This is a genomic window from Bacillus sp. GMa5/1, assembly GCF_050172015.1.
GTDB lineage: Bacteria > Bacillota > Bacilli > Bacillales > Bacillaceae_G > Bacillus_A > Bacillus_A cereus.
Genome location: NZ_JBNLYC010000124.1, coordinates 1 through 12,577 on the forward strand (window position 1 = coordinate 1; position 12,577 = coordinate 12,577).

Here is a 12,577-nt window from a genome sequence, read left to right on the forward strand (position 1 = left end):
AATAATAAGAATACAAAAACGACTCTTATCACAAGAAAAGAGTCGTTTTCTAACTTTATACTTTTAATACTTTCATGTTAAAAATGCGAAAACTAAAATACTATTTAAGAGCCTTAACTATAACTTTAGTTGCCTCTGCAATGAGTTGATTATCATAGGTTGCCTCTTTCTCATCTTTACTAGATAAAATTGCGATGATAATTGGTGCTCTATTTGGAGGCCAAACGATAGCAATATCATTTCTTGTCCCGTAACTACCAGCACCTGATTTATCTCCAACTACCCAGTCAGTTGGTACGCCTGCACGAATAAGTTTGTCCCCTGTAGCATTTCCTTTCATCCACTCTGTAAGAATTTTACGTTTTTCAGCTGGAAGTGCATTTCCGACCGTAAAAGCTTTAAGATTCGTAGCAATAGCTTTCACTGTACTAGTGTCACGAATGTCTCCTGGAATAGCTTCGTTTAATTCTGTTTCAAAGCGATCAGACATAGTAATCCGATCCCCCATATGCCTAAGCGCTTTTTCATATCCTTTCGGTCCTCCTATTTTATTAAATAAAATGTTCCCTGCAGTATTATCGCTTGAACGAACAGCTGCCTCAGCAATTTCTCCTAGTTTCATTCCAGTATCTACATGTTTCTCTGTAACAGGTGAATAATCCACTAAGTCTTCTTTCGTAAATGTGATTACTTCATTTAATGTATCAATTGAGTTTTGCTGTAGTAATACTCCTGCTGCTAAAGCCTTGTAGGTTGATGCGAAGGCAAATCTTTCGTTAGATCGATAAGAGATTGTTTGATTTGTACCAGTATCAATCGCATATACACCTACTCGAGCATCAAATTTTTTCTCAAGTTGTGAGAACTCTTTATGCGTCGCCTGATTTTTATGTTTCACTTGTCCAGTCTTTTCTTTCGCTTCAACTTGCAGTGCCCCTCCTGTAAAAGCTTCTAGGCTTGTAATACTTAAACCTAATATACCAACGCATATTCCTATTTTTAGCATCCTCTTATTTTTCAAAATCATCATTCCTTCCAAATTTTTAGCACCTTTTTATACGTACACATAATAGACAATCACCGAACCAAATTTGTTCCACAAACTAAAAAAATTATAGCTAGTATGAGAGTTATTAACAAAATAAGAGATAGTAGCTACGACGCCTCTATCTCTTATTTCATATTTCATTTTTTTACTTATAAATGGCTTTATATGAACAGGGTCTCTTCCCTGAGAAAAGTACTCTAATTTTGCTTAGAACTACCTGTACTAGTAGCTTCACCATGTATACGTTGCTGTTTCAAATCAAAGTATACATCTAATACTTCCTTTCCAATTATAGAATTAATTCCATTTTTATCATCATGAAGCCATGGAACTACTACGGAAAATGCTACTTCTGGATTATCATATGGAGCATATCCAACTAACGTTAAGTTGTAACATTCCATGCGTTCTCCTTTTGCATTTCTACCAATCGGGTCATCTCCACCATATACAGTTTGGGCTGTTCCTGTCTTTCCTGCTGGTTTATATGGCGCGTTTTTGAAATATTTCACGCCAGTTCCATCACCTTCTTGGAATACCCATCTAAACCCTTCTTTTATCCGATCAATATGTTCTTTCTTCATATCAATTCGATTTAATACGACAGGCTCTATGGAACGTATAACTTTGCCAACCTCTTCTTTTATTGATTGTTCTCGTATTTCTTGTACAATTTGAGGTTGCATTCTATAACCACCATTCGCAATCGTTGAAATATATTGCGCTAATTGCAACGGCGTATACGTATCATACTGACCGATAGAAAAATCTAGTAAAAACCCAGGTTGACTATCTACTTTTCTCGTTTGTCCAATTATTTCATTCGGTAAATCAATACCTGTTGGGACACCTAAACCAAATTGCTTGAAATAATAGCGCATCGTATCAAATGCTCCTTGTTTAATATCCAATGAGCCATTTGGTACGTAATTGACCCCCGCAATTTTTAAAGCTGTCTGGAACATGTATACATTCGAAGATACTTGTAAAGCCCGTAAATCATTAATATTACCAAATCCGGATACATTCCACGATTTCTTAGCTTGTGTACCTTTAAATTTCATCGGCGCGTCATAAAATTGATCTCCTGGATGTATTGCCCCTGTCTCATATCCAGTTAATAAAGTAGCACCTTTTACAGCTGACCCTAGCTCATACGAAGTTGTCATGTTTCCTAATGCCAAATCCTCAACCTCTACTTTCCCTTCTTTTTCTACAATCTTTTTGCCTGCCATTGATAAAATTTGTCCGTTATTTGGATTCGTCATGACAACAAAAGCTCGATCGAGCAGTGGCTCTGAACTCTTAAAAGCTCTCAAGTTTTTTTCTATACTTTCTTCCACTTTCTTTTGTAATTCCATATCAATCGTTAATGTTAAACTATTACCACTTTTTCCTTTAGAGATTATTTCTGTGCTAACAATGTTTCCTGATTTATCAGTAATATTTTTTACTTCTTCTTTTGTGCCGTGTAATACATCTTCATATCGTTGTTCAATATAACTTTTTCCAACACGATCATTACGGTTATATCCACGTACTAAATAAGAATCTAAATTTTCTTTCGGTAATCCTTCTTCACTACTCGTAATATTTCCTAATACAGAACGAAATAAATTACCGTTTACATAATTACGTTCCCAATCAACAGTTGCATCTACTCCTGGAAAATTCGCAAGATTTTCGCTTATCCGCGCATACTCTTCATCTGTTACATCTTTTTTAATGATTTGTGGTGTTAGTTGATAACCTGAACTCATTTTACTTTTAATAGCTAACACCTTTAAATCTTGTGCTGTTAATTCTGCTAATTCTACCTCTGTAACCCGACCTCGTCTTAAGTCTTCTATTTTTTTATCTAACTCTTTTCCCTCTATACCCTTTTCTTTAAACTTTTCTATATCTTTCTTAGTAATCTTTGTCTCCGCACGTTTCGAATTCAACTGCATCCAAAAATCTTTTTTATCGATATCTGTTAATTTATTTATATCTTGTTCAGGCATTTCAAGTACTTTCGCCAAGTCTTTTGCTGTTTTTAAAATATCTTCACTCGTAATTCCCTTCACCCTTGTATACGTAATTGTGCGAAGAGATTTATTATTAACAACTGTTTTCCCTTCTCGATCTAAAATTTGTCCACGTGGAACTGGAATACTAGTTATTGCATTTTGACTACTTTCCACTTGGTTCTTATAAGCCTCTCCCTCAACGATTTGTACCTTTCCTAGCTGCATAATAATAGCTGAGAATAGTACAAATATGCAAAGGAACATTATATTTAATCGAATAGATATATATGTCTTCTGCTTCTTGCCTTTTTGTTCTTTCATAAATCCTCCATTTAATCCTTTCAGAAATTGCTACAAATACTAAAAGCATTTCTTATATATTAGATACCGCTAATCGGTTATAAATATCGCCTCAATTTTTTGCTTAATCCTTGTAAGCATCCATTCTTTTTCGTTTAGCTACGGCATTAATAACTCTCCCTTCTTGTTTTCTCTCTATTTTTTTGCCGCTTGCATTAGAAGTGCTAAACTGTATAATGACTCTTATTAAACTTACATATAGACTTGCTAGTAAATTTTCATGCTAATTATTCCTTTCTTCATGCTTTAATACTTAATAGACAACCTAAACAATAAAGTTGTTCCACATTTACAAAAAAAATAATTAAATATAAGATGAAATAGGCTACATAAGGGAGGGTTATATGTTACATACAAAAAGATGGAGATTTTTTGCGGTTCTTTCTATTGTAGGTTTGATTTTACTAATTTTATTAAAAATCAACTTCATTTCAATTACTATCGCAACTTCTTCAGCTGAAAGAGGAAAGATTTTTGATCAAAATGGTGTAATACTAGCTACAAATAAGAAAGTTAAGTCTCTATATTGCACTTCTAATGATGAAAAGCTATCGAAACAAGATACATCAAACACATTAGCTTTTTTTAATCAATTTTCAAGCGAGTTTCAACATGATATTTCTACAGAGAACATAAAATCTCAATTACAACAATCTTGTAAAAAGCAGACTATGAATGATATACCGTTATACTCTCATATAACTGAGAATGAACTTGCATTCATAAACAAAAACAAACCCAATAATGTAATAATTAAAGATGAATGGATTCGATATTATCCTAAACACGAAATTGGTTCACAAGTAATTGGGTATGTAGAAAATGACCTTAATTCAAAGCATATGGCTGTTGGAAAAAGCGGGATTGAGCTGCAATATGAAAATGATTTAAAAGGAAAACCAGGTAAAACTCTTATTTTTAAATTGAATAATAAAAAGTTCTTATGGGACATTCAAAAAGTACAAATAGGTAAAGATGTACGGCTAGCTTTAGACTCTGAGTTGCAGCAAAAAGCAGAAGAAGCATTAAGATCTCAAATTAAGAAAATACCTGATGCTAAAGCTGGTTATGCTGTAGTAAGCGATGCAAAAACTGGCGCAATTTTAACTATGGCCAACACGGCAGTTTTTGATCCAAATATATTAAATACACGTGTATCTTCTAGAAAAGAAAACATTAACTCTCTTTCGCAAAATAAAGCAATTCAAAAATTAAAGTATGGTGAATCTTATGTAAATATGGCTTCTACTATAAAACCACTCACTATTTTAATTGGATTAAACGAAAAGCTTTTCCAACCCGAAGATACTTATTTAGATAAAGGTACTTTTCAGTATGATAATCAAAATAACATTACGAATGCGCCTGGAACACCAACAGGGGAGATTACACCGAGGCAGGCTATCATTAATTCATCTAACACATTTATGACAGCAAAAGTAGCTCTGCCCCTATTCAACCAAAACAATGGGAATATAGAAAAAGTGGCACATATATGGACAGATTATTTAATGCAATTCGGCCTACGTTCTAAAACCGGGATTGATTTACCCTTTGAAGAAGACGGACAATATGAATTCCATCCATCTAATAAGTTTGAAAATGGAATCTCCGCTTTATTAAACGCCTCTTGGGGAGGAAATGAAGTGCATACCCCTCTTCAACTCGCTCAATATGCAGCAACTTTGGCAAGTAAAGGCGACAAATATAAACCTCAAATCGTAAGTGCGATTATTGGTCAAGATGGTAAGGAAACCAAAAAGTTTAAACCCATTTTAGAAAGTTCAAATCGTTACCCGATGAACTTTTGGAGTGTCGTGCAAGGTGGGATGAGTCAAAATATAGAGGAAATTAAAAAGTTGCCCTTTGACGTCGCAGGTAAAACAGGTATTACAGGTTTTCCGAATGAGCAAGCAAGAATGATAAATCACTCTCTTTTCATTGCGTATGCTCCTACGGAAGATCCACAAATTGCCGTTTCTGTCGTTATCCCTGGTAGTAATTCAGAAAAAAACATTGCCGCTCTCGTTACATCAGAAATTTTAGAGTACTGGAATACTCTTCAAAACGAAAATAAAAACAAAGAGGAAGGTTCATTAAAGTGAACCTTCCTCTTTTACCATATAGAATCTATATTTATTATTTTCCATGTTCCTTCATTATTCTTTTCGAACATAAATGAATATTTAATATCAGTTAAAACGTACTCTTTCTGTACATATCCAGTATTACCGTTAATTGTCGAAATTTTTATATATCCATCATTTTGCACTTTTTCTGGAATCCAAGCTTTTACCATTTCATTAGATATTTCATATAAAACTTGTGATTCTCTCTTTGGTTCAGCTAAAATTTTCGTTTTATTTCCAGTAACAGTTGCATATATAAAATGCGCTTGGTTTGGTTGGTTACTTTCTGTCAATCCACTTGGTACTTTATATACTTGCTTTGTATCTTTTGCAAACTCTCCTCCCATTGTAAGGGCGACTTGCAACTCATGAAAGATATCTTCATCAAACTTCAGTTCATCCTTCCTATAACTCTTTCCTTTAAATAGAACTTCATCATTTAACGCTTTGTACAAGTTATTTTCATTTTTTGAGTTCGTACTTTGATATAGTTCATTCATAAATTGTTTTAATGATGGATCTTGAGCAGACTCATCTTTTGTTTTAGGCTTAATTTGAGTACTACTTTGTACCGGCGATTTATTATCATCAAGCCAAGGTTGTTGAACAATGAAAAATAACATTGTACAAACCAAAACAACTACAATAGGTAATGCTTTTTTACGAAATGGTCTTTTATGTTTTACAAAATCCACTTCATTATTTTCATATATAGACTGCTTTATTTTAGAAATAAATTCTTCTTCATCTTTACGATTCTCCATTGGCCCTTTTTTTATTTTTCTATACCAGTCAGGATTTTGTTTATTGTTCATCACTACTACCCTCCCCTATTAATTTTGAAACCTTACTTCTCGCTCTACTTAATCTCGATTTTACAGTTCCAATGGATACTCCTAATGTTTCAGCCATTTCTTCATAAGATAATTCATATTTTGCGTCCAATATAATTATTTCACGGTGCTTTTTAGGTAGTTCTAATACAACCTTCCACACATCATTCATTTCTTCTTGCTTAAAAAATTCTTGTTCTGCTGACAGGGATTGCTTATCGTCACTAAAAAATCCTATTAAAGATATCCTTTTAAAATAAGAGGATTTCAAATAGTTTATTGCCGTATTTCTTGTGATTTTTAATATCCACGTTTTAATAGATGACTCCTTTCGAAATGAATTCCAATTTTTAAACACCTTTATAAATACATCTTGCGTGATATCATCTGATAAGTGTGGATCTTTCGTAATAATAAATGAATAATTCCATACATCTTGCCAATAGTCTTTTATAACATAGTCCAGCTCATCATGATTACACTTTTCAATAAACGTCTGTTCCATTTCCACACCTCAAACTTATTTGAATAAACATAAAAACTGCCCTCACTTTTATTATGGTTTCAATATATAGACAAGATACAAGTTTCATTTGTTCCATTGTTTATCTTTTTCAAGCAGAATAATACTACTAAAAAACAAGTAAAGCATACAATGATAAAATTCTACTCATGAAAATCTGTTTTTTGAATTTAACGTAACACTCCACTTGTCCATTTCAATTTGCTATCTCCTTCTATTTGCCATTAACAATGTCAACTTTTCTAGAATCACAGCAAAAAAGCATTCTTTCTAATCGAGAATGCTTTTTTGAAATTTAATTGTTCTATATTTTCCCCAATTTATATCTTTGAGTTAAGCAAACCTGTAATAAATTTAGTCAAAAAATTCACCATATAATTAAGTATTATTTCTGAAATACATGTTTTACTTTTTCACCTGGAACGTTACTTCCTCCTCTTCCTTTTACATCTTCAATCATCATTGTAACAATCATGTCTGGCGCATTTGCATCGAAAGCTGCGAACCATCCCAGTTCTTTTCCGTCTGCTTCTTTCGACTCTTTCAGTTCTGCTGTACCAGTTTTACCAGCAAGCGTTACACCATCAACCTTTGCAATTCTTCCTGCGCCATCAGGGTCATTAATGACTTTAATTAATGCGCTCTTTAATATCTCTTGATTCTTTTTAGAAACCACATTTTCTTTCCAATTCCCTGCTACTTTTGCTTCTTTTAAAAGATGTGGCGACGGAATATTCCCTTCATTCACAATCGGTGCATATGTTAATGCTAAATGAAGTGGTGTCATTAGTACTTGTCCTTGTCCATAGCCCGTGTCTGCTAGTTGAATATCGTTTTTTATCCCATCTTTTGCAATGATTGAAATAGGAAGTTCGTATTCGATTGGTAATTTTTCATGAAATCCGTACTTTTTAAATTCATTTACATACTGATCTTTTCCCATTTTCAAAGCTTGTTGAGCAAAATAAATATTATCAGAGTACTTCATTGCCTTATCAAAATCAATTGGACTTGCATCCTTTACACGCGTTACATAGTAATTTCCCCAAGACGAATCTTTTGTCCACTTCGATCCTTGAATTTTAAATTCTTCCTTCGGATTTATTGTGTTTGTTTCCAAACCAATTGCACCTGTGATCGTTTTAAATACGGAACCTGGTACAAATGCTTGTGTAAAGCGATTCGTCATTGGTAGTTTCGAGTCGTTACTCCATGCTTCTCGTTGGGCTTTCGATGCTCCTCTAACTATTATATTTGGATTATAAGCAGGGCTACTTACAAGTGCGATTGTTTCACCTGTTTTAGGATTGACCGCTGCACTAGACCCTGCTTCAGTTTTCATCTCATTAAAGATTTTTTCTTGAATTGCAGCATCAATTGTTAACGTAACATTTTCTCCTTCTTTTGCTTCTTTTTTTGCTACGTTTTTAATCTCTTTCCCCTTCTCATCTTCTATAAATACGCGTCCACCCTTTTCACCACGCAATTTATTTTCTAACACTTTCTCTAAACCGGTCTTACCTACTAAATCATCTGCTTGATAACCTTGTTTTTGAAGTGATTTTAACTCCTCCGCATTCACCTTTCCTATGTATCCAGTTAAGTGTGCCGCTGCTTCACCTAATGGATACGTACGAATATTTACTGGGTGAGATGAAACTCCTTCTAATTCAATATAATCATTCTGTCTGGTTCCCTCTTTTAAAATACCAATTGGTACAAAGGAGTCTGGTTTTATCCATTTTGCTGTGAGCTTTTGTTCGACCTCTTCTATAGACATATCAAGTAATTGTGCTACTATTTCTTTCGTTTGCGCTGCTGTTTCGCCTAGTTTCTCTGGAATAATTCCAACCTCAGTCGCTTTACCATTCGTTGCAAGCCCTTTTCCATTTCGATCATATATTTCTCCGCGTTTTCCTTGCTCTATTTGCATACGTACTTTGTAATCTTTTTTCATTCCTGGAAAAATGAAGTCTGGCGTCCAATCTATTTTCCAAGACTCTTTATCTTTCACAAGTTTTGCTTCATGGATGAATGAAACTGATCCTACATCGGTATCCATCTTAACTTCAAAAAGAAAAAGCTCTTTATCTTTCGTATTCTCTCCTTTCATTTTAACTTTTAAATTCTTAGCTCCAATCCCCTCATAGATTTTTTGATATTTTTCTGTGAATTCTTTTTTAGAAATTGATTTTTTTGCATGATCTGATAAATGATCATACATATTTGTAAATTTTCTATCATTCCATAAATTGATATATTCTTCAAATGCTTGTTTTGGCGGTTCGTTTTTATTACATCCTACCAACATAACCGCGAAACAAACGAAAAGCAGCATCCATAATTTTTTCAATTCAATCTTCTCCCTTAGTTAAAAATGATGATTCCTTTCTTAATTTATTTAATAAAAAATGTTTTAACGCTTAATAGACAGTGAAAGTAAGGATATTGTTCCATATTTACAAAAAACTAAAAAAGAGTGATAAGAATTCCGTAAATTTGGAATCCTCATCACTCTCGTTTGATATTGTGCAAATCATGAATATGAAATAATAATTTCTAATTTTAAAAAATAATTTTAATTTTCCAACTAACGAGATAAAAATCATGTATTTGTTCTATTTTTAATAATTCATAAATTCGTTGAAATGTTCGCATCAAATTCATCTGATGTTTTGGTATCTATTTTTCTCCCATCAATTGTCATCTTTATTTTTTGTTTTTGGTTTGCTGTTACCACCCAAGCGTTCGGTAAATAACGATCTTCATGGGATAATGTAGACGGTGAATTTATAACCTTTCCTCCTAAATATAGCGTAGCAGAAGAACCTCCATCCATTGCCATTGCATTTATAGCTCCTTTTTCATATAGAATATCTTGACACTCTTTCAACGTAGCTCCTATACTATGTGTCTGTCTACCGTCAATAACTAGAAACATAATTGTACCATCTTCTTTTTGGGCCATAATACTTCTTGGAGCCGACCCCCAACCGCCGTCTCCTTCTGTAATCATTTTTTCTCCATTTACAATTAACTGTGGCATAAATCCAGCTGCGGAAACGACTTGTTTATCCAACAGTTGTTGGGTAGAATAATTTCCTGTTATCATTTGACCAAACTTTGTTAATCCCGTAATAATTGTAGGGGCATTTCTATCCATATTTGTATCAATAGCTTTCCCATTTTCTATCACAATTCCAGTAGCAACATTTCCTCCACCCCTTCCTGTTTCGTCAGCAAATCCACTTGCATTCACAGCAACAAGTGCATGATTACGTTTTGCCATTACACTAATTTTTTCTCCCCTGTTAGCACCCTGTGTTCCTTGATGGCTAACAAGTTTAACATTGAAAGGATTACTAATTGTTACTAACTTTCCTTCGAAAAGAAAGCGACTATCTTTATTACTTTTAATTGTTTCTACATCAATTTCTAATGGCTGATTTTTTAATTCTTCTAATCTTTTTCCTACTATTTTTTTATAAATATGCTCATCACTGTTTGACCATTTTGGATGATTAATTCTATCTTGCAGTTTATCTAGTTCCTTTTGGGATAGGAATGTATATTTCGCATATTGTGGATGCTGAGAAGTTAATATACTCCCAGCGATTGTTATACGAAGCTCTCGGCCATAGCTAGTACCAAATAGTATTCCTACGCCAATAATCATTAAAATAGAAAATAGAAGCAAAATTCGTTTGAAGATTTTTCTTAGATGTTTCATAGTTTTATCCTCCAGCATTCATTACATTCAATAAATCCATTAAAATATTATTTATCTAAAGACAAAAGTGTTTGATTTCCTCATGCCTGAATTCCCCACTATGTTTTAGCAATTAAGGCAACACACTTATTCCGGATTTCGTTTTTTTAGTGTATATTTATAAATTTAATAACGTTTTTGCAACCATGAAGTAAATTATTAATCCTGTTCCGTCAACAAATGTTGTAATAAATGGACCTGAAACAACTGCAGGATCTAGTTTTAATTTTCTTAGAATTAAAGGTAAAACAGCTGCTACAAGAGAAGCCCAAATAACAATAAATAATAAAGTAATTGCTACAACTTGCGCAACTTCTGCTCCAACTCCTAACATATAAGCACGAATGAGCCCAGCTATCCCAAGTGCAAGTCCAAGAAGCATACCAATTGCAAATTCTTTTTTCATTACACGGAAAATGTCTTTAAATTTTAACTCTCCAATACCAATTGCACGAGTAATTGTTGCTACAACCTGTGTTCCTGTATTCCCTCCAGTACCTACTAATAATGGAACAAAGAAAGCAAGGGCAACTACAGTTTCAATTTCGTCTTCAAAATACTTTAATACTGTACCTGTATATGCCTCAGCAACAAAAAGAAGTAATAACCATGGTAGACGTTTTAGGAAAATGCTCCAAATACTAGCTTCAAAGTAAGATTGATTCAATGGTTCACTTCCGCCTAACTTTTGAATATCTTCTGTAGCTTCTGCTTCCATAACATTCATTACGTCATCAAATGTTATAATACCAATCATTTTATTATTTGCTGTTGTGACAGGTATTGCTGCTAAATTATAATTCAGTAGCTTTTTTACAACTTCTTGCTGGTCAACTTCAGCGTGTACTGAAATTACCTCTGGCATCATGATAGTAGATAATATCTCTTCATCTGCTGCTAGTAATAACTCATGTATGGAAACGATTCCCTCAAGATAACCATGACTATCAAGAACATAACTATAAGATATTGATTCTACATTTTCAGAATGTTCCCTAATGTACTTCAATGTCATTTTTACTGACCAATTTCCTCTAACTGCAACAAAATCACTTGTAACAAGACTTCCTGCCGTTTCAGGTTTGAAAGTCATTAATTTTTTTACGTTATGTTTTGTAATTTTATCTAGATACGCCATTAATTTAGCCTGTTCTTCCGGATGAACCGCTAGAAGTAAATCTACTAATTCATCAATCGGTTGTAAATTCAGTAACTTTTTAGCTTTATTTTCAGATAAGTGAATTAAGATATTATATTTTTCTTCTGCACTCATATATTGAAGAACTTTAGAGCTTTTTAATACAGGAATCGTATTTAGTAATATGACTTGATCTTCAATTGAAAACTGTTTTACTTCTTGCGCAATATCATACGACGGAAGACGTAAAACTTTCTCTGCATCCAAGTTATTTTTGGTTATAAGTAATTCCTTTAATAATTTCTTCATGTTAACTCCTCCTCATATTGCTAAGGGAGACTCTAGAGTTTCATGAGTGGTTTTGTTTTATTTTATCTGTCTTAAATTTTTTATTAGAGCAATAATAGTTACATTGCAATCAATTCATTAGTTAGAATTACCTCCTTTTTGAATATAGACAAGATAAAAATAAATAACATTAAACAGAAAAACCTTTACTCAAAAAGGAGTAAAGGTTTTTTCACAATACAAATAAATGATTATTAAGACAGCTCTGCCGAAATCACAGAGGTGCCTTTCTATCAAATCGTATACCACTCCCTCGTTGAGTTTTAGCACTGTATAGCATAGGTTTTTATAACCAGCTACATTAAGAAGGGCCTTAATCCGACCGTTCCTGTTGACCCATTGGCGTCTCTCGACATTTTTGGGCAGCAGCGTTTCTCTATACAGGAGCCTCACCTAACAAAGTTTATTGAATTACTTCAA

At 33.4% G+C, this 12,577-nt stretch carries 8 protein-coding genes and 1 riboswitch; of the genes, 1 reads left to right on the forward strand and 7 read right to left on the reverse strand.

Annotated elements, in window-relative coordinates:
• Positions 1-100: 100 nt before the first annotated feature.
• Both bla and ACQGSG_RS21650 read right to left on the reverse strand, forming a co-directional pair.
• Positions 101-1,027: a class A beta-lactamase Bla1 gene (gene bla, locus ACQGSG_RS21645; protein WP_325842899.1), complete on the reverse strand. Its 927-nt coding sequence runs from the start codon at positions 1,025-1,027 to the stop codon at positions 101-103.
• 218 nt (positions 1,028-1,245) lie between these two features.
• Positions 1,246-3,378 (reverse strand): penicillin-binding protein 2, encoded by a 2,133-nt coding sequence (locus ACQGSG_RS21650; RefSeq protein ID WP_325842885.1) that lies wholly within the window; start codon positions 3,376-3,378, stop codon positions 1,246-1,248.
• Between the two features lie 383 nt (positions 3,379-3,761).
• On the opposite strand from ACQGSG_RS21650, the gene ACQGSG_RS21655 reads away from it, so the two are divergent.
• A complete protein-coding gene (locus ACQGSG_RS21655) occupies positions 3,762-5,522 on the forward strand; it encodes a peptidoglycan D,D-transpeptidase FtsI family protein (protein WP_139894467.1) in 1,761 nt (586 codons plus the stop codon).
• 11 nt (positions 5,523-5,533) lie between these two features.
• Here ACQGSG_RS21655 and ACQGSG_RS21660 read toward each other — a convergent pair whose 3' ends face one another.
• The 5 genes from ACQGSG_RS21660 to mgtE all read right to left on the reverse strand — a co-directional run bounded on the left by ACQGSG_RS21660 (position 5,534) and on the right by mgtE (position 12,118).
• Positions 5,534-6,361, reverse strand: a complete 828-nt coding sequence (locus ACQGSG_RS21660) for an SH3 domain-containing protein (protein WP_001060763.1) — start codon at positions 6,359-6,361, stop codon at positions 5,534-5,536.
• A complete protein-coding gene (locus tag ACQGSG_RS21665) occupies positions 6,351-6,884 on the reverse strand; it encodes an RNA polymerase sigma factor (RefSeq protein WP_000438327.1) in 534 nt (177 codons plus the stop codon). The genes ACQGSG_RS21660 and ACQGSG_RS21665 overlap by 11 nt, the downstream gene beginning before the upstream one ends.
• Positions 6,885-7,287: 403 nt before the next feature.
• Complete coding sequence (locus ACQGSG_RS21670) at positions 7,288-9,255, reverse strand: penicillin-binding transpeptidase domain-containing protein (RefSeq protein ID WP_098348731.1); 1,968 nt, start codon at positions 9,253-9,255, stop codon at positions 7,288-7,290.
• 279 nt (positions 9,256-9,534) lie between these two features.
• Positions 9,535-10,632 carry a phosphodiester glycosidase family protein gene (locus ACQGSG_RS21675; protein WP_000681825.1) on the reverse strand — a complete coding sequence of 366 codons (1,098 nt, stop codon included), beginning with the start codon at positions 10,630-10,632 and terminating at the stop codon, positions 9,535-9,537.
• A 157-nt stretch (positions 10,633-10,789) separates the two neighbouring features.
• Positions 10,790-12,118 (reverse strand): magnesium transporter, encoded by a 1,329-nt coding sequence (gene mgtE, locus ACQGSG_RS21680; protein WP_000734820.1) that lies wholly within the window; start codon positions 12,116-12,118, stop codon positions 10,790-10,792.
• A 281-nt stretch (positions 12,119-12,399) separates the two neighbouring features.
• Positions 12,400-12,565, reverse strand: a riboswitch (M-box (ykoK) riboswitch).
• Positions 12,566-12,577 lie beyond the last annotated feature (12 nt).

Coding starts and splice junctions, on each gene's coding strand:
- bla (WP_325842899.1), bottom strand. CDS start 1,027: ATGATTTTGAAAAATAAGAGGATGCTAAAAATAGGAATATGCGTTGGT.
- ACQGSG_RS21650 (WP_325842885.1), bottom strand. CDS start 3,378: ATGAAAGAACAAAAAGGCAAGAAGCAGAAGACATATATATCTATTCGA.
- ACQGSG_RS21655 (WP_139894467.1), top strand. CDS start 3,762: ATGTTACATACAAAAAGATGGAGATTTTTTGCGGTTCTTTCTATTGTA.
- ACQGSG_RS21660 (WP_001060763.1), bottom strand. CDS start 6,361: ATGAACAATAAACAAAATCCTGACTGGTATAGAAAAATAAAAAAAGGG.
- ACQGSG_RS21665 (WP_000438327.1), bottom strand. CDS start 6,884: ATGGAACAGACGTTTATTGAAAAGTGTAATCATGATGAGCTGGACTAT.
- ACQGSG_RS21675 (WP_000681825.1), bottom strand. CDS start 10,632: ATGAAACATCTAAGAAAAATCTTCAAACGAATTTTGCTTCTATTTTCT.
- mgtE (WP_000734820.1), bottom strand. CDS start 12,118: ATGAAGAAATTATTAAAGGAATTACTTATAACCAAAAATAACTTGGAT.